Annotated in this window: 18 protein-coding genes, 1 tRNA gene and 1 pseudogene; 12 read left to right on the top strand and 8 right to left on the bottom strand. The window is 67.2% G+C overall.

From position 1 onward, the window contains the following. Positions 1-16: 16 nt before the first annotated feature. Positions 17-580 (bottom strand): PadR family transcriptional regulator, encoded by a 564-nt coding sequence (locus AWC08_RS19030; RefSeq protein WP_065133520.1) that lies wholly within the window; start codon positions 578-580, stop codon positions 17-19. Between the two features lie 121 nt (positions 581-701). Between AWC08_RS19030 and AWC08_RS19025 the strand changes: the two genes are divergently transcribed. Beyond that, complete coding sequence (locus tag AWC08_RS19025; protein WP_065133519.1) at positions 702-1,112, top strand: nuclear transport factor 2 family protein; 411 nt, start codon at positions 702-704, stop codon at positions 1,110-1,112. 2 nt (positions 1,113-1,114) lie between these two features. Next, positions 1,115-2,155, top strand: a complete 1,041-nt coding sequence (locus AWC08_RS19020; RefSeq protein ID WP_065133518.1) for an LLM class F420-dependent oxidoreductase — start codon at positions 1,115-1,117, stop codon at positions 2,153-2,155. A gap of 7 nt (positions 2,156-2,162) precedes the next feature. On the opposite strand, the gene AWC08_RS19015 is transcribed toward AWC08_RS19020, so the two are convergent. Further along, entirely contained in the window at positions 2,163-2,837 is a 675-nt protein-coding gene (locus AWC08_RS19015; RefSeq protein ID WP_065133517.1) for a TetR/AcrR family transcriptional regulator, read from the bottom strand. A 181-nt stretch (positions 2,838-3,018) separates the two neighbouring features. Here AWC08_RS19015 and AWC08_RS19010 point away from each other — a divergent pair, with 181 nt between their 5' ends. Continuing rightward, positions 3,019-4,974 (top strand): flavin-containing monooxygenase, encoded by a 1,956-nt coding sequence (locus AWC08_RS19010; protein ID WP_069434856.1) that lies wholly within the window; start codon positions 3,019-3,021, stop codon positions 4,972-4,974. A 41-nt stretch (positions 4,975-5,015) separates the two neighbouring features. On the opposite strand, the pseudogene AWC08_RS39415 reads toward AWC08_RS19010, so the two are convergent. Continuing rightward, positions 5,016-5,111, bottom strand: a pseudogene (locus tag AWC08_RS39415) (TetR/AcrR family transcriptional regulator); the annotation flags it as partial. Positions 5,112-5,436: 325 nt separating this feature from the next. Between AWC08_RS39415 and AWC08_RS19005 the strand changes: the two are divergent. The 4 genes from AWC08_RS19005 (at position 5,437) to nrfD (ending at position 11,963) form a co-directional block, all read left to right on the top strand. Next, positions 5,437-6,588, top strand: a complete 1,152-nt coding sequence (locus AWC08_RS19005) for a cytochrome P450 (protein ID WP_083271329.1) — start codon at positions 5,437-5,439, stop codon at positions 6,586-6,588. Positions 6,589-6,667: 79 nt separating this feature from the next. Continuing rightward, positions 6,668-9,940 (top strand): formate dehydrogenase, encoded by a 3,273-nt coding sequence (fdh, locus tag AWC08_RS18995; RefSeq protein WP_142283663.1) that lies wholly within the window; start codon positions 6,668-6,670, stop codon positions 9,938-9,940. Next, complete coding sequence (locus AWC08_RS18990; protein ID WP_065133513.1) at positions 9,940-10,902, top strand: 4Fe-4S dicluster domain-containing protein; 963 nt, start codon at positions 9,940-9,942, stop codon at positions 10,900-10,902. The genes fdh and AWC08_RS18990 overlap by 1 nt, the downstream gene beginning before the upstream one ends. Continuing rightward, positions 10,899-11,963: an NrfD/PsrC family molybdoenzyme membrane anchor subunit gene (nrfD, locus tag AWC08_RS18985; protein ID WP_308203303.1), complete on the top strand. Its 1,065-nt coding sequence runs from the start codon at positions 10,899-10,901 to the stop codon at positions 11,961-11,963. The genes AWC08_RS18990 and nrfD overlap by 4 nt, the downstream gene beginning before the upstream one ends. A gap of 6 nt (positions 11,964-11,969) precedes the next feature. Here nrfD and selD read toward each other — a convergent pair whose 3' ends face one another. Then, entirely contained in the window at positions 11,970-12,941 is a 972-nt protein-coding gene (gene selD, locus AWC08_RS18980; RefSeq protein WP_069435585.1) for a selenide, water dikinase SelD, read from the bottom strand. 583 nt (positions 12,942-13,524) lie between these two features. Here selD and AWC08_RS18975 point away from each other — a divergent pair. The 4 genes from AWC08_RS18975 to AWC08_RS18960 all read left to right on the top strand — a co-directional run bounded on the left by AWC08_RS18975 (position 13,525) and on the right by AWC08_RS18960 (position 18,037). Then, positions 13,525-13,618: transfer RNA gene (locus AWC08_RS18975), tRNA-Sec, on the top strand. Positions 13,619-13,656: 38 nt separating this feature from the next. Next, positions 13,657-14,964, top strand: a complete 1,308-nt coding sequence (gene selA, locus AWC08_RS18970) for an L-seryl-tRNA(Sec) selenium transferase (protein ID WP_065137148.1) — start codon at positions 13,657-13,659, stop codon at positions 14,962-14,964. A gap of 11 nt (positions 14,965-14,975) precedes the next feature. After that, positions 14,976-16,751: a selenocysteine-specific translation elongation factor gene (gene selB, locus AWC08_RS18965; protein WP_244906512.1), complete on the top strand. Its 1,776-nt coding sequence runs from the start codon at positions 14,976-14,978 to the stop codon at positions 16,749-16,751. Positions 16,752-16,780: 29 nt separating this feature from the next. Then, positions 16,781-18,037 (top strand): adenylate/guanylate cyclase domain-containing protein, encoded by a 1,257-nt coding sequence (locus AWC08_RS18960; RefSeq protein ID WP_065137150.1) that lies wholly within the window; start codon positions 16,781-16,783, stop codon positions 18,035-18,037. Here the strand turns inward: AWC08_RS18960 and AWC08_RS18955 are convergent. Both AWC08_RS18955 and AWC08_RS18950 read right to left on the bottom strand, forming a co-directional pair. Further along, positions 18,034-19,065, bottom strand: coding sequence for a phosphotransferase family protein (locus AWC08_RS18955; protein ID WP_065137151.1), 1,032 nt, complete (start codon positions 19,063-19,065; stop codon positions 18,034-18,036). The two genes, AWC08_RS18960 and AWC08_RS18955, sit on opposite strands and share 4 nt — an antisense overlap. Further along, positions 19,062-20,282: an acyl-CoA dehydrogenase family protein gene (locus AWC08_RS18950; protein ID WP_065137152.1), complete on the bottom strand. Its 1,221-nt coding sequence runs from the start codon at positions 20,280-20,282 to the stop codon at positions 19,062-19,064. The genes AWC08_RS18955 and AWC08_RS18950 overlap by 4 nt, the downstream gene beginning before the upstream one ends. 80 nt (positions 20,283-20,362) lie before the next feature. Here AWC08_RS18950 and AWC08_RS18945 point away from each other — a divergent pair, with 80 nt between their 5' ends. Then, positions 20,363-21,469, top strand: a complete 1,107-nt coding sequence (locus AWC08_RS18945; protein ID WP_065137159.1) for an NDMA-dependent alcohol dehydrogenase — start codon at positions 20,363-20,365, stop codon at positions 21,467-21,469. Here AWC08_RS18945 and dmpG read toward each other — a convergent pair. Together dmpG and AWC08_RS18935 are read right to left on the bottom strand one after the other, a co-directional pair. Continuing rightward, complete coding sequence (dmpG, locus tag AWC08_RS18940) at positions 21,456-22,475, bottom strand: 4-hydroxy-2-oxovalerate aldolase (RefSeq protein ID WP_065137153.1); 1,020 nt, start codon at positions 22,473-22,475, stop codon at positions 21,456-21,458. The two genes, AWC08_RS18945 and dmpG, sit on opposite strands and share 14 nt — an antisense overlap. Further along, entirely contained in the window at positions 22,472-23,395 is a 924-nt protein-coding gene (locus tag AWC08_RS18935; RefSeq protein ID WP_065137160.1) for an acetaldehyde dehydrogenase (acetylating), read from the bottom strand. Before AWC08_RS18935 ends, dmpG begins: the two co-directional genes overlap by 4 nt. Between the last annotated feature and the right edge of the window lie 16 nt (positions 23,396-23,411).

Below are 23,411 nucleotides of genomic sequence, written 5' to 3'. Positions count from 1 at the left end.
TCGCATGCCGGGCTGCTTATGCCCGTGCCGGCAACCTGCGTTCGATGATCGTCAGCGCACGCTCGGCCCAGCGGATGTTTTCCTGCTCGAAAGATATGCCACGCAGCAAGGTCAGGTACGGGCCGACCCGCTCGGCCGTCGCGACGAACTCGTCCTCGGTGCGGCCGGCCAGCAGTCGGGCCCGCAGCCGTTCGTAGCGCTCGAGTTTCGCCCGTGCCCATTGCAGGCGTTCGGCGACGGAGTCGCGAACCGCCCGGGTGTCGCCGGCATCGGCGGCGGCGACCTTGATCATCAGGTCATCGCGCATCATCGACGGCTTGGGCGCCCGCGCCGTGAGCTGCTGGATCGCCTCGCGGCCCGCCTCGGTCAGCGAGAACATGCGCTTGTTCGGCCGGCGTTCCTGCTGCACGACCCGCGCTTGGATCAGGCCCTGTTCGGCCAGCCGGTCGAGTTCGCGATAAAGCTGCTGCGGCGTGGCCATCCAGAAGTTGGCGACCGAGGCGTCGAACTCTTTGGCCAGGTCGTACCCCGAGTACTCACGCTCGAGGAGTGCGGTCAGCACGGCATCACGCAGCGACATCCGCCGATCGTACAACGACGCACCTATTCAACAAAGTGATTATTTGCCTATGGACATATGGCGGGTCAGGATCTAGCGTCGATCTCATCTACTCAACAAATTGACTATCTGTGAGGTTTCGATGCACCCCTTCCGTAAAGCCGTCGAGGCACACGACGTGGAAGCCGTTGAGGCGATGCTGGCCGACGACGTCGTGTTCACCAGCCCGATCGTGTTCAAGCCCTACGTCGGGAAGCCGATGACCAGGGCGCTGCTGCGCGGTGTGTTGCGGGTGTTCGAGGACTTCCGGTACGTCCGGGAGATTCACGACGAGAACGGCCGCGACCACGCGTTCGTGTTCGAGGCCGTAGCTGCCGGCAAGCAGGTCACCGGTTGCGACTTTCTGCACTTCAACGAGGACGGTCTGATCGACGACTTCATGGTGATGGTGCGGCCGTTGTCGGCCGCCATGGCCCTGCAGCAGGCGATGGGCGCGCAGTTCGACCGCATCAGCGAAGAGGCGCTGGCGTTCGCCGGAACGCAGGGCGGCTGATCATGCGGATCGGTCTGGCGATCAACTATGCCGGTGGCTTCAAGGAGGTCGCCGCCGAAGTGGCCGACCTGGAACGCGCGGGGCTGGACATCGTCTTTGTGCCAGAAGCGTATTCGTTCGACGCGGTCAGCGCATTGGGATATCTCGCGGCCAGCACCGACCGTGTTCAGCTGGCCTCGGGCATCCTGCAGCTCTACACCCGCACCCCAACGCTGACCGCGATGACCGCGGCCGGACTGGATTACGTCTCCGACGGCCGCTTCACCCTCGGACTGGGCGCCTCCGGACCGCAGGTGATCGAAGGCTTCCACGGAGTGCCCTACGACGCGCCGATCGGGCGCACCCGCGAAGTCATCGAAATCTGCCGTCAGGTGTGGCGCCGTGAGACGCTGAATTACCAAGGGAAGTACTACACGGTGCCGTTGCCGCCCGAGCGGGGCACCGGCCTGGGCAAATCCCTCAAGCTCATCAATCACCCTGTGCGCGAACGCATCCCGATCCTTATCGCGGCGCTGGGCCCCAAGAACGTGGAATTGGCCGCGGAACTGGCCGAGGGCTGGCAGCCGATCTTCTACCTGCCGGAGAAGGCGCACGACGTGTGGGGCGACGCCCTGGCGGCCGGTAAGGCCAACCGTGACCCGGCCCTGGGCGAGCTCGAGGTCTACGCCGGCCCAACGCTGGCCATCGGCGAAAACGTCGAACCGCTCAGGGAATTCGTCAAGCCGCACTTGGCGCTCTACATCGGCGGCATGGGCGCCAAGGGCAAGAACTTCTACCACACCCTGGCCACCAGATACGGCTACGGACCGCAGGCCGACCGCATCCAGGAGCTTTACCTCTCCGGGGACAAGGAAGGCGCCGCCAAGGCGGTCCCCGACGAACTGGTGCGCGACGTCAACCTGATCGGCACCAAGGAGTTCGTCAAGGAACGGGTGGCGGCATTCCGCGCGGCCGGGGTGACGACGCTGAACGTGGTGCCGATCGCGGGGACAGCCGCCGAGCGGGTCAAGCTGATCGAGGAGCTGCGCGGGCTGGTCGACTGAGCCCGCTCTATGACGCGGGGCGGCGGCGAGAGGAAGCGGGAGTCACTGCGACTCCGGTCATCGACGTCATCGCTTCGGCGAAACGCGGATAGATGATGGCCGGCCCGATCCACCGCGCCAGGAAGCGCCGGAGTTCGGCGCCCCGGCGCGGCGGTTGCCCGCGGTCCACGACAAACGAATGCAATATCCGCAGGCAGAGCTCGGAGAGCTCGTCCAGCGCGGTGTCGTCGAAACCGTTGGCCTGCCAGTCGACGTCGTAACGGTGGAGCATGGCGCGACTGAACGTCACCGCCGTTTCCGATGAGATCGACGGGACCGCGCCACCCTGTTGTCGCCTGGTGAGGATGAGCCGGATGCGATCGTCGGCGGCCAGAATCTCTATCGCAAACGCCAGCCCCTCCACCATCGCCTTGACGGGATCCGTCTCACCGCGGACGTGTTCGGCCAGCTGCTCGAGGAAGCCGTCGCCGGATCGCATGGCGGTGGCCAGCAACAGCGCCTCGGTGCCCGGGAAATAGCGGTAGACGGTTTGGCGCGTCACACCGAGAACCCGTGCGACGTCGGCGATGCGCATAGCGGACCCGCGCTCGGCGACGATCGCATCGGCCGCGTCCAGGATGCGGGTGATCGCGTCCTCGTCGGAAGCGGGCGGATTGCCTGCCCAACCGTGACTGCGCGCCACTACCGGCTCGTCCGTGCCGCTGACATGCCGCGATCATATCGGGGGTGAAGCGTGGTCTGTCCGCGTCACGGCTGCGTGGCGGCGATCGAGTACCAGCCTGCGGCGCTTCTCGGCTTTCCGGCGTAGCGATCGAACCAGCGCGCACTGGCAATACGTTCGTCGACATATGTATGGTGGTCCGATGGGTCACCCGACCGGCGGCGACGCGTTGCTCGGTCTGCCGTTCGACGATCCCGACGACGTCATTCGGGAGGCGGTGGCTCAAGCCAGTGTTCCCGCGCTGCTGATGTCGATGGTCCACATGACCGGCGACATCGGCCTTCTCGACGAGTTACCGCGGCCGTTCGCCCTCATCGCGATGGACCTGCAGGGCGCGATGAGCGAGCCCGACAAGGACGCAATCCGTGAGCGTGCCTTCGATGTGATCCGCGACTATCGCGACCGCGGTTGCCCGCCGCCCTTCGTGCCGGATCCCCGCCAGAGGCGGGTGATGTTCGACGCGATCTCCGCCGGGACCGTGACCGAGCAATACGTCGACTATGTGGCCGCTGACCTACGGTTCACCGACGCCGACCAGGACGGTCCGGTGCTCAAGTCATCGCCGAATCAGCGCGCTGATTTCCCGGTCGTCGTCATCGGGTGCGGTGAGGCCGGACTGTTGGCCGGGATCAAGCTCAAAGCGGCGGGAATTCCCTTCACCATCGTCGAAAAGCAGCGCGGGGTCGGCGGGACGTGGTTGGTCAATCGCTACCCCGGCTGCCGGGTGGACATCGCCAATCAGTACTACGCCTACTCGTTCGAGCCGACGGACCACTGGACCCACTACTACTCCGAGCAGCCCGCGATTCTGCAATACCTCAACGACGTGGCAACCCGGCACGAGATCGTTCCACACGTGCGGTTCAACACCGAGGTGACCGGGGCTACCTGGGACGACGACTCGGCCGCCTGGGAGGTGCTCGTTCGCGCCGCGGATGGCCGGGCCGAGACGCTGATCGCCCGGGCGCTGATCTGTGCGGTCGGCCAGTTCAGCAACGCGGTGATTCCAGACATCAACGGAGCCAACACATTCCAGGGGTCATCGTTTCATACCGCAGACTGGCGCTCGGATGTCGACCTGACGGACAAACGGGTAGCCGTAATCGGTGCCGGCGCCAGCGGATTCCAGCTCGTGCCCGCCATTGCGGACACCGCCCGACATGTCGACGTCTATCAGCGCACGCCGCAGTGGATGGCGCCCAACCCGATGTACCACGACGCCGTACCCGACGGCGCGAGATGGGCGATCCGTCATCTGCCCTATTACGGCCGATGGCTGCGGTTCGTGTCGTGGTGGCCACTCGCCGATGCGCTCGACGAGCAGGTCCGCATCGATCCCGACTGGGACAACGGTGGGCTCTCGTGCAACGAGTCCAACCACGCCATCCGCGAGATGTTCATCGCGTGGATGCGGGTTTTCTGCCAGGACGAAGAACTACTGGCCAAGGTCACCCCGAATTACCCGCCAATGGGCAAGCGGACGTTGCAGGACAACGGAACCTGGCTGCGAACGCTGCAACGCGACGACGTCGAACTCATCACCGACCGGATCGCCGAGATCACCGAGGACGGGGTGACCACCATCGACGGCGTCCACCGGCCGGTGGATGTGCTGGTGTGGGCGACCGGATTCGACGTCAACCACCAACTCGGGCCCATCGACATTCGTGGACTCGACGGACTCGACCTCAATTCGGTCTGGGGCGACTCCGCCTACGCATACCTGGGCATCACGGTCCCGGGCTTCCCGAACTTCTTCTGCATGTACGGGCCGGGCACCAACGGCGTCAACGGGGCCAGCATCATCTACAACTCCGAATGCCAGATGCGCTACATCATGGGATGCATCGACATGGTGCTGGCACACGGCCACGGCTCGGCGATGCCCCGCACGGACGTGTGCGACGACTACAACCGGCGCAATCAGGACCGGCTGAAAACTATGGTGTACAGCCACCCGGCGGTCAGCAGCAGCTACTACAAGAACACCGCGGGAGAATTGCCGACACTGTACGGATTCCGCATCTTCGACTATTGGCGATGGACCAGCCGACCGAACGCCGCAGATTACGAACTGCGGCCGCACCGCCATTGCTGACCATACGGCAGTAAGAAAACGTATTGTGTACGTCGGTGCTGTCAGGACGGGTAAGACGGGCCGAGGAAGCGCTCCACCATGGCGCGTTCGTCGGCGGGATCTTTGACCGGCCAGCACCACAAAGCCAAGAAGGCTCGGCGGTGTAGATGCGGTCGGCGGCCTCGTCGTGGCGATCTCCGTCCAACGGCCAGTCCCGCGGCATATCTGGAGTCCCCTGGGTGTCGAGAACATCTCAGATGATTTTCGCACAGTGAGAAATGCCGGCGAAGTTTGTCAGGTTAAGTCGCTGGTGGCGCCCTCCAGCTGAATTCGTGCTCGCGGGCTCGGTGACCGGCGGCTCCTCAACTTTCCGGATTCCTATTGACCCTCTGATCGAGACGATCGAGCCTGAACTGTGTGACTGCCCCCGTGGCCGATCCGCATGACTTCTTCGGCGCCGAAACACTGCAGAACCCCTACCCGATGTACGACCGGATGCGCGCTCAAGCCCCGGTGCATCGGGTGGGGGATTCGGAGTTCTATGCCGTATGCGGCTGGGATGCGCTGATCGATGCCGTCAACCGCGTCGAGGATTTCTCGTCCAATCTCACCGCGACCATGGTCTATCACGAGGACGGAACGGTCACCCCGTTCGAGATGATCGAAGCCGGAAGCCCGAACCACGCGTTGGCGACCGCCGACGACCCCACCCACGCCGCGCATCGAAAGATATTGCTGCCGCACCTTTCTGCCAAGCGCGTCCGGATCATCGAGGACTTCGCCGGGCAAACCGCGGCTCGGCTCTGGGATGAGTCGCTGCGCGACGGGCGGATCGAGTGGATGAGCGCGATGGCGAACCGGCTGCCGATGATGGTGGTCGCCAAGCTCCTCGGTCTGCCGGAATCCGACGTCGACAACCTGATCCGGCTCGGCTTCGCGACCACGACGCTGCTTGACGGAGTCGTGACACAGGCCCAACTCGAAGCGGCTGGCATGGCGGCCTTCGAACTGGCCAGCTACGTTCTCGAGCACTTCGAAAAGGCGCAAAGCACAACAGATTCCGGCCTCATTCAGGACATGGCAGCCCGCTACGCCCGCGGCGAGGTGGATCAGCCCGTCGCGATGGGCATCATGCTCACGCTGTTCAGCGCGGCGGGCGAGTCAACCGCCTCGCTGTTGGGAAGCGCCGCCTGGCTTCTCGCCGACCGGCCCGAGATCCAGCGGCAGGTGCGCGAGCGTCCCGAGTTGTTGAACGCGTTCATCGAAGAGGCACTACGCTACGAGCCGCCGTTCCGCGGTCACTACCGACATGTTTGGCGCGACACGACTTTGGGCGGCGTGGCGCTGCCCCCTGGCTCGCATTTGCTCTTGCTGTGGGGTGCGGCCAATCGGGATCCTGCACATTTCGAGGCGCCGAACGACTTCCATCTGGATCGCAGCGGCGCCCGGGGCCATGTCACGTTCGGTAAAGGCGCGCACTTCTGCATCGGTGCGGCACTCGCGCGGCTGGAAGCGCAGATCGTGTTTCGGATGCTGCTCGAGCGCACCACGTGGCTCGAGGCGGCCGAGGTCGGAGAGTGGTTGCCCAGCATCCTGGTGCGGCGTCTGAACCGGCTCGAATTGTCTGTGGATTGACGCCGAAATCCCGGGCCGATTAGCGCACACTTGCTCCGCGGCGCGCCAGCGCGCCTCCGGCCGCACTAGTGTTGTCGTCATGGGACTCGCCCGACTTTTCCTGGAATGGCCCGTCGTCCGGCAGTTGCGGTCCGGGGATGCTCTGGGCCGTGGTCCGGCCGTGACGTCGAAGCAGACCCGCGCCCTCACCCCGCGTACGACGACCGCCGACCGGGTGGTGCAGAGCATCTGCCCGTACTGTGCGGTCGGCTGCGGGCAGAAGGTGTACGTCAAGGACGAGAGGGTCGTGCAGATCGAGGGTGACCCCGATTCGCCCATCTCCCGCGGCCGGCTTTGTCCCAAGGGGTCGGCCAGTGAGCAGCTCGTCAACTCTCCGGGCCGGCAGATGAAGGTGCTCTACCGCGCGCCTGGCGCCACCGAGTGGCAACCGCTGGAGCTGGACAGAGCGATCGACATGGTGGCCGACCGGTTCGTCGAAGCCCGCCGGAACGCCTGGCAGGACATCGATAAGCACGGTCATCCCCTGCGGCGCACCATGAAGATCGCCGCGCTGGGCGGGGCGACGCTGGACAACGAAGAGAACTACGTCATCAAGAAGCTTTTCACCGCCGCCGGCGCCATCCAGATCGAGAACCAAGCCCGTATTTGACACTCCGCCACGGTTCCCGGTCTGGGAACCTCCTTCGGGCGTGGCGGCGCCACCCAATCACTGCAAGACATGGCCAATGCGGACTGCATTGTCATCCAGGGCTCCAACATGGCCGAGTGTCACCCCGTCGGATTCCAGTGGGTGGAAGAGGCTAAAGCCCGCGGCGCCAAGCTCATTCACGTCGATCCGCGCTTCACTCGTACCTCGGCGGTGTCCAACAAACACATCCCGATCCGGGCCGGATCGGACGTGGTGCTGCTGGGCGCGTTGATCAATTATGTGATCGCTCATGACCTTTGGTTCAAGGAATACGTGTTGGCTTACACCAACGCGGCCACCCTGATCAACGAGAACTACCGGGACAGCGAGGATCTGGGCGGGCTGTTCTCCGGCTTCGATCCCGAGACAGGGCAATACGACATCTCGACCTGGGCGTACGCGGGACAAGAGGATGCGCCCGACCCCGAGCACGGGGCCAGCGCTTCGGCCCGCGCCGCCGGTGATGTGCACGGCAGTGGCGGCCCGCCGCTACCGCACGCCCGCGTCCAGCGCGATGAGACGTTGCAGCACCCGCGGTCGATATTCCAGATCGTCAAGCGGCACTACGCGCGCTACACCCCGGAGATGGTGCGCGACGTCTGCGGCATCAGCGTCGAGGACTTCGACTACCTGGCCCGCGCCGTCACCGAGAACTCCGGCCGCGAACGCACCACCTGCTTCGCCTACGCCGTGGGCTGGACGCAGCACACGCTCGGAGCCCAATTCATCCGTACCGCAACGATTCTGCAACTGCTGCTGGGCAACGTCGGGCGGCCCGGCGGCGGGATCATGGCGCTGCGCGGGCACGCCACCATCCAGGGCTCCACCGACATCCCGACGCTGTTCAACCTGTTGCCCGGCTATCTGTCGATGCCCAAAGCCGGCGTCCACGACACCTACCAGCAGTACATCGAAGCCGTCGGCCCGAAGAACCAGAAGGGTTTCTGGGCCAACGCCGACTCCTACCTGGTGAGCCTGCTCAAGGCGTGGTGGGGAGACGCCGCCCGCGAGGACAACGACTGGGCCTTCGATTACCTGCCGCGGCTGTCCGGCCCGCACGGCACCTATCAGACGGTCATGTCGATGCTCGAAGACGAGGTCGACGGTTACTTCCTGCTCGGTCAGAATCCGGCCGTCGGATCGGCGCACGGCCGGATGCAGCGCATGGGAATGTCGCACCTGAAATGGTTGGTGGTGCGCGACCTGAACCTGATCGAGTCGGCCACCTTCTGGAAGGACGGCCCCGAGATCGCCTCCGGTGAGCTCAAGACCGAAGAGATCGACACCGAGGTGTTCTTCTTCCCGGCGGCCACCCACGTCGAGAAGGCGGGCTCGTTCACCCAGACCCAGCGCCTGGTGCAGTGGCGGCATCAGGCCGTGCAGCCGCCCGGTGACTGCCAGAGCGAACTGCAGTTCTTCATCGAGTTAGGCAAGCGCATCCGGCAGCGACTGGCCGGGTCGACCGACGAACGCGACCGCCCGCTGCTGGACCTGACCTGGGATTACCCCACCGATGAGCATGGCGAACCCGACTCCGCGGCGGTGCTGGCCGAGATCAGCGGCTGCTACTTGACCGGGCCGAAGGCGGGCCAGCCGGTACCGGGCTACACCGAACTGGGCGCCGACGGGTCCACGGCCTGCGGCTGCTGGATCTACTCGGGTGTGTACGCCGAGGGCGTCAACCAGGCCGCCCGCCGCGCCCCGCTAGGCGGCCCGAGCCCGAGCCAGGCGGAATGGGGTTGGGCGTGGCCCGCCGACCGCCGCATCCTGTACAACCGCGCCTCGGCCGACCCGGACGGCAAGCCGTGGAGCGAGCGCAAGCGCTACATCTGGTGGGACGCCGAGCAGCGACTCTGGGTAGGCGATGACGTGCCCGACTTCCCGGTCGACCGCGCCCCGGACGTCCGCCCGGATCCGGACATCGGCGGTCCGGACGCTCTGGCCGGTGACGACCCGTTCATCATGCAGGCCGACGGCAAGGCTTGGCTGTTCGCGCCCAAGGGGCTGGTCGACGGCCCACTGCCCACGCACTACGAGCCGCAGGAGTCGCCGGTGGCCAATGCGCTGTACCCGCAGCAGCAGAGTCCGTCGCGAATCATGTTCCCCCGCAAGGACAATCTGTTTGCGCCCAGCGCCGGTGATCCCGGCGGTGACGTGTACCCATACGTCTTCACCACCTATCGGCTCACCGAACACCACACCGCGGGCGGGATGAGCCGCTGGCTGCCGTACCTGGCTGAGCTGCAGCCGGAGATGTTCTGTGAGGTGTCACCGGAGTTGGCCGCCGAACGCGGTCTGGAACCCTACGGCTGGGCGACGATCGTGTCGCCGCGAGCCGCAATCGAGGCCAAGGTGCTCGTCACCGAACGGATGCGGCCGTTGGTGATCGGCGGGCACACCGTCCACCAGATCGGGCTGCCGTACCACTGGGGAGTGGGCAGTGACGCCGTGGTGAGCGGCGACGCGGCCAACGACCTGCTCGGGGTCGCGCTGGACCCGAACGTGCAGATTCAGGAGTCCAAGGCCGGTTCATGTGACATCCGTCCGGGCCGACGGCCGCAGGGTGAGGAGTTGCTGCGCCTGATCGAGGAGTATCAGTCGCGCGCGGGGGTAACCGTGGAGACCGACAATGTCCGCGTGACACATCCACAACGGGAGGGCTGATGACGCAGCTGGTCGAATCGACCGACCCCGGTGACGACGTGGGGTGGCCGGATCCCAAGCCGCGCAAAGGTTTCTTCACCGACACCTCCATCTGCATCGGCTGCAAGGCGTGCGAGGTGGCCTGCAAGGAGTGGAACCGCAACCCGCGCGACGGTGACCTGGAGATACTCGGCTCGTCCTACGACAACACCGGCCAGCTGGGCGCCAGCACGTGGCGGCACGTCGCGTTCGTCGAACAGGGCCCCGACCGCATCGAGCAGGCCCGCGAGTCCGGGCGTGCCCTGGTGAGTCTGGGCATGCCGTCCGTGGCTGAACGGGTGGACACCACTCCGCCGGATACCCCCGAGTTCCGTTGGCTGATGGCCTCGGACGTCTGCAAGCACTGCACCCACGCCGGTTGCCTCGACGTGTGTCCGACGGGTGCACTGTTCCGCACCGAATTCGGCACCGTCGTCGTGCAGCAGGACGTCTGCAACGGGTGCGGCACCTGCGTGGCCGGCTGCCCGTTCGGCGTCGTCGAACGACGCAGCGACGGCACTTACGCAACACCCGCCAAACGGTCGGAACGGCCGGAGCATGAGTTCGTCACCGGAGTGGCCCAGAAATGCACGCTCTGCTATGACCGGCTGCTGGAAAACCAGACGCCGGCCTGCGCTCAGACCTGCCCGACGACCTCGATCAAGTTCGGCGACCACGACCACCTCGTCGCCCAAGCCCGCGAACGGGTCGCCGCGCTGCACGCCGACGGCATGACCGAGGCGCGGTTGTACGGCGCCAACGAACACGACGGCGTCGGCGGCACCGGGTCGGTGTTCCTGCTGCTCGACGAGCCTGAGGTGTACGGGCTGCCGCCGGACCCGCGGGTATGCACGGCGGATCTGATGACCATGTTCAAGCGGGCCGGGGTGGCCGCCGCGGGAATGTTCGCCGCTGGCGCCGTTGCCTTTTGGCGGGCGCGGTGAGCACCTCCGAATACGACAGCCTGCGACCACCCTCGGGCGGCAAGCGTCGACGGGGCGACGGCAAGGGGCGCCGGCGCGACGAGTCGTTGATGGTCCCGGAGGCCGAATTCTCGTCGTACTACGGACGTCCGGTGGTCAAGCCGGCACCCTGGGGCCACGAAGTCGCCGCGTATCTGTTCCTCGGTGGGGTGGCCGGCGGATCCGGGCTGTTGGCCGCCGGTGCTCAGCTGACAGGACGAAAGGTGTTGCGCCGCAATACCAGGCTGGCCGCCCTGGGCGCCGTCCTGCTGGGGGCGGTGGCGCTGGTCAAGGATCTGGGCCGGCCCGAGCGGTTCGTCAATATGCTGCGCACCTTCAAGCTGACCTCGCCGATGAGCATCGGCTCCTGGATTCTCAGTTTCTTCAGCGCGGGCATCGGAGTGGCTGCGGCGGCTGAGGTCGACCGGATGACCGGCGAGCGTCTGCCGCTCGGTCCGCTGCGGCCCGTGCTGCGCGCCATGGAAGGGCCGGCCGGTCTGGAGGCCGCGCTGTTCTCTCCGCCGCTGGCGGTCTATACCGCAGTGTTGTTGTCCGACACCGCAACCCCGACGTGGAACGCCGCCCACAAAGACCTGCCGTTCGTCTTCGCCAGCTCGGCGAGCCTGGCCGCGTCGGGGTTGGCGATGATCACCACCCCGGTCGCTGAGGCCGGACCCGCCCGCACGCTGGCCGTCATCGGCGCGGTGAGTGATCTGATCTCGGCGAGATTCACCGAGTACCGGATGGACCCGGTCACCAGAGAACCGCTCCACCAGGGCAGGCCCGGCTGGCTGCTGCAGACGAGCGAAATACTCGCCGCCGCAGGCGGTTTGGGCGCCCTGCTCGGTGGCGGGCACCGCGGCATAGCCGCGGTATCCGGCGCGACGCTGCTGACGGCGTCGGCGATGCTGCGGTTCGGGTTCTTCGAGGCGGGCCTGGAGTCGGCGCGGGATCCCCGCTACACGATCGAGCCGCAGAAGCGCCGGCTCGCCGCGCGCCGGGCGGCTGGGATCACCGACGACTCGATCACCACCGCTAATTGAAGCGGCTTAACGGATTTCGATGCCGCGGCCGCTTACGGTGTGCCCGATGACGGGATAGCCGGGCAGCTCGCCCACCACCAGCAGCCCCCCGGAGGTCTGAGCGTCGGCAAGCAGCAACAGGTCGTCTTCGGTCACGTCGGTCGCGGTTCGCAGCTGGGGCCGCACCCAGTCGAGATTGCGGCGGGTGCCGCCGGAGACGAAGCCGTCTTTCAGCGCCACGCGGGCTGCCTCGAGCACCGGCACCGCGGCGCGGTCGACGACGGCGCCGACGCCGGAGGCCCGGCACAGCTTGTGCAGATGTCCCAGCAGTCCGAAACCGGTGACGTCGGTGGCCGCCCGGGCTCCGGTCGTCACCGCCGCCTGCGCGGCGTCGCGATTGAGCCGGGTCATGACGTCGATCGCTTCCTGGCACACCTCGCCGGTCTGCTTGTGCCGGTTGTTCAGCAGTCCGACGCCGAGCGGTTTGGTGAGTGTCAGCGGCAGACCCGGCTCGGCGGCGTCGTTGCGCAGCAACCTCGCGGGTTCGGCCACCCCGGTGACGGCCATGCCGTACTTGGGTTCCGGGTCGTCGATGGAATGGCCACCGATGACGGGGCAGCCCGCTTCCGAGGCCACCGCCAGGCCGCCGCGCAGCACTTCGGTCATCAACTCCAGCGGCAGCACGTCACGCGGCCAGCCGACGAGGTTGATCGCGATCACCGGGCGCCCGCCCATCGCGTAGATGTCCGATAACGCGTTGGCCGCGGCGATCCGGCCCCAGTCGTAGGCGTCGTCGACGACCGGAGTGAAGAAGTCCGCGGTGGACAGCACCGCCAGATCGCCGACCAGGACAGCGGCGGCATCGTCACCGTCGTCCAGACCCACCAGCACATCGGGGCCGGCCTGACCGGTGAGCCCGCGCACCGCCTGCTCAAGCTCGCCGGGTGGGATTTTGCAGGCACAGCCCCCGCCGTGCGCATAGCCGGTGAGCCGCGTCATGTTCCCGAGCGTACGTGGGCGGGCCCGCACCGGTTCTTGTCGCGGCGCGGTGGGCAGATCGCGATGCGGCGCAAGAATCCCGCAAGAATTACGCGAACCTCCGGCAAGCGACCGCCCGTAGAACTAACCACATGTTGCGATTAACTCTTGTGGGTCTGACCGCGGTCGGCTCTCTGCTCATCGGTCCGGAACTGGCTGCAGGTACCGCTCACGCTAATCCCGCACCGATGGTTTGCCAGGATGGAAGCACGTTAGCCACCCCAACGAACAGCTGCACCTACCAATGGTGCCCAGGCTCACCGATCATGAAGCACATGCCCAATTGGGACATGACCGTCTGCCACCCTTGGTATTTCGATCAGAACAGCCCGGTGACCGACTCGGTCATCATCGAAGGATTTCCGCCGCCGTATCCGCCAGGGCCGCCATGCATACCCCTGATCACAAGACTCATTTGCGAGTGACTGAAGGGGCAGTCGCCGGCAGGGAAAGGCCGGCCCGAGCAATCTCCGGCCGCCCCGCCGCGCGAGCTGCCCACCTCACCGCGACCCCGGCTCACCGCCCGGCCTGTACGTTTACCCGTGGAGGCGTTTGGGTTCCTGGTGGTCCCCCCGGTCTTCAAAACCGGTGAGATCGAGCATCTCGGTCTGGCGGGTTCGATTCCCGTCCGCCTCCGCTTTTGCTTCAAAAGTGAAAGCCCACCGAGAGAGGTCACGTGACGCAGCTCGACCCGCGCCGACTGATCCCGCGCACGGATCAGTTGCTGGCCCTACCGGCTGTGCAAGAGCAGCGAGAAAGGCTGGGCGACAAGGCTATCCGCGTGACGATACGCGAAATCCAGGAGCGGGCACGGCACGGCGCCCTGGGGCCCGACCAGGTGCCTGAGGCACTTGAACACGCACTGGCCGCCCAGGCCACCACCTCGTTGCGGCCGGTGCTCAACGCCACTGGTGTCGTCGTCCACACCAACCTCGGCCGCGCACCGCTGGGCGCGGGCGCGGTCGCCGCCTTGGTGGCCGCGAGCGGCTACGTCGACGTCGAACTCGACCTCCCCACCGGCACCCGCTCCAAACGTGGCGTCGCAGTGCGTGAAGCGCTGCGGACCGCCTGCCCGGCGGCCGAGGACGCCCTCGTCGTCAACAACGGTGCCGCCGCCCTGGTGCTGGCGACCACCGCGCTGGCCGCCGGCAAAGACGTGATCATCAGCCGCGGGGAGCTCATCGAGATCGGTGCCGGTTTCCGCCTGCCTGACCTGATCGCCTCGACCGGTGCGCGACTGCGCGAAGTCGGCAGTACCAACCGCACCCACCTCCACGACTACGAGGCGGCGCTGGGTCCGGAAACCGGCTGCGTGCTCAAGGTGCACCAGAGCAACTTCCGGGTGGAAGGGTTCACCGCCGCCGCGTCCCTCGCTGAACTGCGTGTGTTGACCGCGAACCGGCAAGTCCCGCTGATCGCGGACCTGGGCAGCGGGTTACTCGAGCCGGACCCGGTGCTGCACGTCGAGCCCGACGCCGCCACGTCACTCACCGAGGGCGCCGACCTCGTCATTGCCAGCGGCGACAAGCTGCTCGGCGGACCACAGGCCGGAATCCTCCTCGGCCGCGCCGACCTGATCACCACGCTGGCGCGCCATCCGCTGGCCCGGGCGGTCCGCGCCGACAAACTCACCCTGGCCGCCCTTGAGGCGACGGTGCGCGCCGGCAGCTCCCCGGTGACCGCGGCACTGCACGCCGACAGCGACCGGCTGCATACCCGGGCCCAGCGGCTGGCCGAGGCCGTCGGGGCGAGTGTGGTTGCCCACGACGGCCGAGTCGGTGGCGGCGGTGCGCCCGGCGTTCCGCTACCGGGTTGGGCGGTCCGCCTGCCGGAGTCGGCCGCCGCACTGCTGCGGGCCGGCCGGCCCGCAGTGCTACCCCGCGTGCACGACGGCGCCTGTCTGCTGGACCTGCGCTGCATTCCCGAGGCGGACGACGACCGCCTACTGGTGGCGGTGCGCGCGGCGCTGGGTGAGCAGCCCTGAGCACCCATGTCGTGGCCACCGCCGGCCACGTGGACCACGGCAAGAGCACGCTCATCCACGCGCTCACCGGCATGGAGCCCGACCGCTGGGAAGAGGAGCGGCGCCGCGGTCTGACCATCGACCTCGGCTTCGCCTGGACCACCCTGCCGTCCGGGCGCCAGGTTGCCTTCGTGGATGTACCCGGCCATCACCGGTTCCTGGGCAATACCCTCGCCGGCCTGGGTCCGGCGCCGGTGGTGTGTTTCGTCGTCGCCGCCGACGAGGGTTGGCAGGCGCAGTCCGACGACCATCGCGATGCCGTTGCCGCGCTTGGCATCCGGCACGGCCTCATCGTGATCACCCGCGCGGACCGGGCACCCGAGCGCGACGCCGATGCGCTCGCACGGGCCCGCGCCGAGTTGGCCGACACCGGCTTGCGCGGTGCGCCGAGTGTCATCGTGTCGGCCGTCACCGGCACCGGGCTCGCCGACTTGCGGACCGCCCTGGACGGAGTGCTCGCGCAGGTCCCGGCGCCGGAGACCACTGCCCGGGTGCGGCTGTGGGTGGACCGTTCCTTCACCATCACCGGCGCCGGCACGGTGGTGACCGGCACGTTGTCGGCCGGGACGCTGGCCGTCGGCGAGCGACTGGAACTGCTGACCGCGTCGCGCACCCGATCGGCGACGATCCGCGGGTTACAGAGCTGCGGGCAGCCGTACCCCACGCTCGCACCGGTGGCGCGGGTGGCGCTGAACCTGCGCGGCGTCCCGCGCGATGCCGTCCGCCGCGGTGACGCGCTGCTCACCCCCGGCGCGTGGCCCAGCACCCGGCTACTCGACGTACGGCGGATCTCCGGCGGTCCGTGGGGCGAGGCCCCGACGCAGCTAATCGCCCATGTCGGCACGGCGGCCGTGCCGGTGCGGCTGCGGCCGTTCGATGACGATCACGGCCGGCTCACCCTCGACCGGAACCTGCCGTTGGTGCTCGGAGACCGACTGGTGCTGCGCGACCCGGGCAGCGTGCGGCTGCTGGGCGGCGCCGAGGTGCTCGATGCCGAACCGCCCGCCTTGCGCCGGCGCGGCGACAGCGCGCGCCGGGCCGCGGCATTGGTCCGGTCGGGGGCCGGCGGTGACGTCGAGGTCGAGGTGGCGCGCCGCGGAGCCGTGCGGGAGACTCACCTGCGCCGGCTGGGGTTGCGACCGCAGACGGTGCCGGCTCACATTTTGGCCTTCGACGGTTGGTGGGTACACGGCCCGACGTACGAGACGTGGCAACGTCGGCTGCGGGCCGCGGTGGACGAGGTGCGCGCGCGAGATCCCCTGAGTGACGGCCTGTCTCGCGGTGCCGCCCGCGACCTGCTGGCGCTGCCCGACGAAGCTCTGCTCGACGGCGTCGTCCGTGCCGCCGGGCTGGAGCAGCAGGGGGGCACCATCCGGTTACCCGGCACCCGCAGCGACCTCGGTGGCGCCGAAGCGTCTGTGAACGAGTTGGAGACCAGACTGCGAGCCGAGCCGTTCCGGGCACCCGAGGCCTACGAGTTGCAGGCGCTGAACCTCGGCAGCCGGGAACTGGCCGCCGCCGAACGCGCCGGGCGGCTGTTGCGATTGGGCGACGGTGTGGTGCTGTTGCCCAACGCCCCCGCTCTTGCGATGCGCGCTTTGGCCACGCTCGAGCAGCCGTTCACCACAAGCCAAGCACGCCAAGCGCTTAGCACGACCCGGCGGGTGGTGATCCCCTTACTCGAGCACCTTGATGCGCGCGGTTGGACAAGGCGACTCGACGCCGGTCACCGCGAAATCGCGCGTTGACCCGGCCGCCGCCGGGCTATTCTGCACCTATGGCGCTCGAAGCGCGTTCAGCGGCGGCGGTGCCGGTCACAAGTCGACGCCGCCGCCTCCCGCCACGTATGGCGGCATATCCCAAAAGCGTTGCCCGCCAGCAGCGCGTGCTCACCCGGGCCAGCCGGATCGGCGCCGTGGTCAGTGCCTTCTACACCTTGCTCGGGATATTCATCGGGCGCGATGTACTGGCGATCACGCTGCTCAGCGCCGTCAGCACGGTCATATACCTCGGGATCCCGCTGCTGTACCGCTACGGGGAACTGGTTGCGCCAATGGTTTTCATCATCGCGGCGTATGTGTTCATCACCGTTCTCTGCTTACGCATCGGCACTGGAACCGGGATTCAGTTCTACTACCTGGTGGGTGCGTCGATCGCCGTGCTGGTCCTCGGCATCGACCACATCGCGCTGGCCTCGGTGGCGGCTGCCGTGGGAGCGGTACTAACGGTGGCATTGCAGCTGACGGTGCCCGAAAATACGGGCGTGCAACCGGATTGGGCGTATGCGATCGGTTACATGGTGTCGGTGGCCACCTCATGGCTGATGGTGATCGCGATCGTATGGTCGGCGCTGCGCGAAATCACCCGCGCCGAGCGGGTGATCGAAGCGGAATACCTCAGGTCCGAGTCGCTGCTGGCGAACATTCTGCCCGCGAAAATCGCTGAGCGGTTGAAGGATCCGTCTAGGACGGTGATCGCCGACAAGTATGACGACGCCTCGGTGTTGTTTGCCGATATCGCCGGGTTCACCAGTCGCGCGAGCGACACCGCACCCACCGACCTGGTCCGATTTCTCGATCAGCTGTACACCAAACTGGATGCGCTGGTCGACCGGCACGGTCTGGAGAAGATCAAAACCAGCGGCGACTCGTACATGGTCGTCAGCGGTGTACCGGATCAGCGCCCCGACCACCTCGAGGCGCTGGCCCAGCTGGCACTGGATATGGCGGATGCGGTCGCGGACCTGAAAGATCCACGGGGGCGGGCGGTTCCACTGCGGATCGGTCTGGCTGCCGGTCCGGTGGTCGCCGGAGTGGTGGGGGCGCGCAAGTTCTTCTACGACGTGTGGGGCGATGCCGTCAACGTCGCGGCCAGGATGGAGACCACCGACGTCGAAGGCCGCATCCAGGTGCCCCAGGACGTCTATGACCGCCTCAAGCGTGACTTCGTGTTCGAGGAGCGCGGCGACATCGACGTCAAAGGTAAGGGCGTGATGCACACCTGGTACCTCGTCGGTAGAGCACCGCGGCGTTAAATCCCGGCTGCGTCGGCGATTTCGCGTGCTTTCTGCACCCGGGCGTCGATCCACTCGACGACCGGAGTTCCGGCCGACGCCTTGTTCTGAGGTACGTCCATCGCGCGGCGCATCACGCCCTCGGCGATGATCGCCAGCTTCCAGAGGCCGAGTACGTGCCAGTACTGCAATGCGGCGGCATCGCGTCCCGTTTCGTCCAGGTACAGCCCGGTCATCTCCGCCCGGTTCGGGAACCCGTCCAGCGTCGACGGCGCGTAGTCGCCGCTGAGCGCTTCACCCGGTTCCGCCCAGTAGGTGAGCAGGCTGCCCATATCAGCCAGCGGATCGCCCAGCGTCGACAGTTCCCAGTCCAGCGTTGCCACGATCTCGCCGGTCTCCGGCGACGTGATCAGGTTGCGCAGGTGAAAATCACCGTGCACCAGACTGACTTCCCGCTGCTCGGGCGCGGCGGCGGCCAGCCGGCGGGTGAGGTCGTCGAGTTCGGGCAGTTCGCGGGTCTTCGAGAGCTCCCACTGCCCGGCCCAGCGTTTGAGCTGACGCTGCGCATATGGCTTGTGGCTGGCCAGGTCGGCGAGTCCGACCTCCTCGAGGTCGACGGCGTGGATCTTGGCCAGGGTGCGGGGTAGGTCCACGGCGATCTGCTGCCGTTGCCGCGGCGTCAGTGCTTCGGCGACGCTCATCGTGTCGACCACGAGCCCTTCGACGAATTCCATCAGCACCAGCGGCACGTCGCAGAACTCGGAATCGGTTGTGGTGGACAGGATCTGGGGAACCGGGACGGGGGTGTCCGCCAGCGCCGCGATGATGCGCGCTTCCCGCAGCACGTCGTGCGCCGAGGCCAGCAGATGCCCCAGCGGTGGACGGCGCAGCACCCAGGAGCGGCCGGCGGCATCGCTGACCCGGTAAGTCAGGTTCGACTGTCCCAGGCCGATCCGCTGAAACTGCAGTGGCGCCTGGAACTCGATGCCGAGCGTCGTGAGCCAGCGCGCCACCGCGTCCGGGTCGAGGCCGACGACCCCTTCGGTCACTGCTCTGTCGCTTTCCGGTACTTGCGCAGTTCCTGGCTGGCGATCGCGCGCTTGTGCACCTCGTCGGGCCCGTCGGCCAGTCGCAGCGTGCGCAGGTGTGCCCACGCCATGGCCAGCGGGAAGTCGTCGGTGACGCCACCACCGCCGTGCACCTGGATGGCGCGGTCGACGATCTTGAGCGCGATATTCGGCGCCGCGACCTTGATGGCCGCGATCTCGGTCCGGGCCGCTTTGTTGCCGACCGTGTCCATCAGGTACGCGGCCTTCATGGTGAGGAGCCGGATCATCTCGATGTCGATGCGGGCCTCGGCTATCCAGTCCCGGATGTTGGCGTTGGCGCTGACCGGCTTGCCGAAGGTGACCCGCGACTCCGCACGCCGGCACAGCAGTTCCAGTGCCCGTTCGGCCATGCCGATCGCCCGCATGCAGTGGTGGATGCGGCCTGGGCCTAACCTCGCCTGGCTGATCGCGAACCCCTCGCCCTCGCCCTTGAGCACGTCCTTGGACGGCACCCGGACGTCCTGAAAGTCGATCTCGGCGTGGCCCTCGCGGTCCTGGTAGCCGAACACCGACAGATTGCGCCGCACGGTGACGCCGGGGGCGTCGATGGGCACCACCATCATCGACTGCTGGCGGTGCACCGCGGCGTCCGGGTCGGTCTTGCCCATCACGATCAGCACCTTGCAGTTGCGGTGCATTCCGTTGGAGGCGAACCATTTCCGCCCATTCAGGACGTAGTCGTCACCGTCGCGGAGCATCGACATCTCGACATTGGTGGCATCCGAGCTCGCGACCGCCGGCTCGGTCATCGCGAACGCCGACCGGATCTTGCCGTCCAGTAGGGGCTTGAGGTAACGCTCTTTGTGCTCGTCGGTGCCGAACAGCGTGAAGACTTCCATGTTGCCGGTGTCCGGGGCGCTGCAGTTGCATGCCTCGGAGGCAAGGTGGCTGCGACCCATGATCTCGGCCAGTGGCGCGTACTCGAGATTGCTCAGCCCCGGTCCCCACTCGGGGTGCGGGTGAAAGAGGTTCCACAGCCCGCGCTTTCGCGCCTCGGTCTTGAGGTCTTCCAGGATCGGCGGGTGGAAGTGCGGGTCGCCGGCCTCCCGCATCTGCTCGTCGTAGACGGCCTCGGACGGGTAGATGTGCGAATCCATGAACTCGAGCAGGTCCGACTGGTACTGCTGGGCGCGCTCGGAGATATCAAACAGGGACATACTCAGTGGTCTACACCACCAACGAGGTGATGCCGCCCGCGGCATCGCCAACCGGGCATCCCGCGCGTTACCGTCGAGCGATGAAGACAACTGCCGCGGTCCTCATCGAAGCGGGCCGGCCATTTGAACTCATGGAGCTCGACCTGGACGGTCCCAGAGCGGGCGAAGTCCTGATCAACTACACGGCGGCCGGGCTGTGTCACTCCGACCTGCACCTCACCGACGGCGACCTGCCGCCGCGCTTCCCGATTGTCGGGGGCCACGAGGGAGCAGGGGTGATCGAAGACGTCGGGCCGGGCGTGACCAAGGTGAAGCCCGGCGACCATGTCGTGTGCAGCTTCATCCCCAGCTGCGGCCACTGCCGCTACTGCTCGACCGGCAGGCAGAGTCTGTGCGACATGGGCGCGACGATCCTCGAAGGCTGCATGCCGGACGGATCCTTCCGGTTCCGCAGCGGCGGAACCGATTTCGGCGCCATGTGTATGCTCGGCACCTTCGCCAAGAAGGCCACCGTCTCGCAACACTCGGTGGTCAAGATCGACGACTGGCTACCGCTGGACGTCGCCGTCCTGGTCGGCTGCGGCGTGCCGACGGGATGGGGCAGCGCCACCTACGCCGGTAATGTTCGGCCCGGCGACATCACCGTGATCTACGGGATCGGCGGAATCGGTATCAACGCCGTCCAGGGCGCGCTGCACGCCGGCGCCAAGTACATCGTGGTCGTCGACCCGACAGCGTTCAAACGCGATACCGCGCTGAAGTTCGGTGCGACACACGCTTTCGAAACGGCTGAGGCGGCCGCCGAGAAGATCAACGAACTGTCCTGGGGCCAGGGCGCCGACCAGGCCATCGTCACCGTCGGCACCGTCGACGAAGACGTGATCTCGGCGGCGTTCGACGCGGTGGGCAAGGGCGGCACCGTCGTCGTGGTGGGCTTGGCCGACCCCGCCAAGGCGACCGTCCACGTCTCGGGGGGGATGCTGGTGCTGGGCGAAAAGACCATTCGGGGCTCGTTGTTCGGCTCGGCCAACCCGCAGTACGACATCGTCCGCCTGCTGCGCCTGTACGACGCGGGCCACCTCAAACTCGACGAACTGGTGACGGCGAAGTACCAACTCGAAGACGTCAACCAGGGCTATCAGGACTTACGGGACGGCAAGAACATCCGGGGCGTCATCGTTCACTGAGGTTCTGGGCTGTGAGGTCCAGGGCGATGTCGACCAGCATGTCTTCCTGCCCGCCGATCATGCCGCGGCGGCCGGCCTCTTCCAGCAGTGTCCGGGCATCGATGCCGTAACGGGCGGAGGCATTCTCGGCGTGCCGCAGGAAGCTGGAGTACACGCCCGCGTACCCCAGGGTCAGGGTCTCGCGGTCCACCCGGACGGGCCGGTCCTGCAGCGGACGGACCAGATCGTCGGCGGCGTCCTGCAGCGCATGCAGGTCGCAGCCGTGTGGCCAGCCCAGTTTGTCCGCGGCGGCGACGAACACTTCCAGCGGCGCGTTGCCCGCGCCGGCGCCCATTCCGGTCAACGACGCATCGACCCGGGTGGCCCCGTGCTCCACGGCCACCATCGAGTTGGCCACCCCCAGCGACAGGTTGTGGTGCGCGTGGATGCCGATTTCCGTTGCCGCTGAGACCCTTTGACGTACTGCATCGACACGCTCGGCGACGTCGCGCATGGTCATCGCACCCCCTGAGTCGACGACGTAGATGCAGGTGGCGCCGTAGCTCTCCATCAGCGCGGCCTGTTCGGCCAGTGCGGCCGGGGTGGTCAAGTGGCTCATCATCAAGAAGCCGGCGGTATCCATGCCGAGTTCGCGCGCGGCCGAGATGTGCCGGGCGGAGATGTCGGCCTCGGTGCAGTGCGTGGCGACACGGACCACGGTGGCGCCGGCGCGGCGTGCGTCTGTCAGGTTGCGCACACTGCCGATTCCGGGCAGCACCAGGGTCGCGACCCGCGCCCGCCGGACCACGGCCGCGACGGCCTCGATCCATTCCAGGTCGGTGTGCGCACCGAAACCGTAGACGCAACTGGAGCCGGCCAATCCGTCACCGTGGGCGACCTCGATGGAGTCGACGCCGGCAGCGTCGAGGGCGGCGGCAATCGTCACCGCCTGCCGCAACGTGTACTGGTGCTGGATGGCGTGCATCCCGTCGCGCAAGGTGACGTCGCTGACATAGAGGCCAGTCATGTTGCGGCTCCGACCGTTTGACGGGCGATGTGCTCCGCGGTGGCCTGCGCGGCCGATGTCATGATGTCGAGGTTGCCGGCATATGGGGGCAGGTAGTCACCCGCCCCCGCGACTTCGAGCATTGTGGTGACGCGGGTTCCGGTGAACTTGCCGGTCTCGGGAATGTACAACGGGCTTTCGGCGGTGAAGGTTTCGAACTGCACACCCTGGGTGAGCCGGTAGCCCGGCACGTAGGCGTTGACCCGGGCCACCATGTCGGCGATCGACGCCTCGATCGCCGCATGATCGGCATTCCCGTCAACCAGACAGTAGACGGTGTTGCGCATGAGCACCGGGGGGTCCGCGGGGTTGAGGATCATGACGGTCTTGGCCCGCTGCGCCCCGCCAACGGATTGCACGGCAGCCGAGGTGGTTTCGATGAACTCGTCAATACCCGCGCGGGTCCCGGGGCCCGCGGACTTCGACGAGATGGCCGAGACGATCTCGGCGTAGGAGACGATGCCGTGCGCGGCGACCGCGGCTACGATCGGCACCGCCGACTGGCCGCCGCAGGTCACCATGTTCAGATTGTTGACGTCGTGGTGTGCGTCGAGGTTGACCACTGGGACGCAGTAGGGGCCGACGGCGGCCGGGGTGAGGTCCAGCATGCGCACCCCGGTCGGTTGCAGACGCGCCCAGTTGGCGCGGTGGGCTCCGGCCGAGGTGGCGTCGAACACCAGCCTGATATCGGCGAAGTGCGGCATGGACAGCAGTCCGTCCACGCCGTCGGCCGTGGTGGGCACGTGGAAGCGCCGGGCGCGCGCCAGTCCGTCGGACCGGGGGTCGACGCCGGCCATGGCGGCGAGGCGAAGCGGGCCGTCGCTGCGCAGGAGCTTGATCATCAGGTCGGTGCCGATGTTGCCCGAGCCGATGATCGCCACCGGCCAATCGTATTGC

Source organism: Mycobacterium gordonae, assembly GCF_002101675.1.
Classification (GTDB): domain Bacteria; phylum Actinomycetota; class Actinomycetes; order Mycobacteriales; family Mycobacteriaceae; genus Mycobacterium; species Mycobacterium gordonae.
The sequence above is the reverse complement of the archived record's forward strand: the minus strand, read 5'-3'. Positions and strand labels throughout refer to the sequence as shown.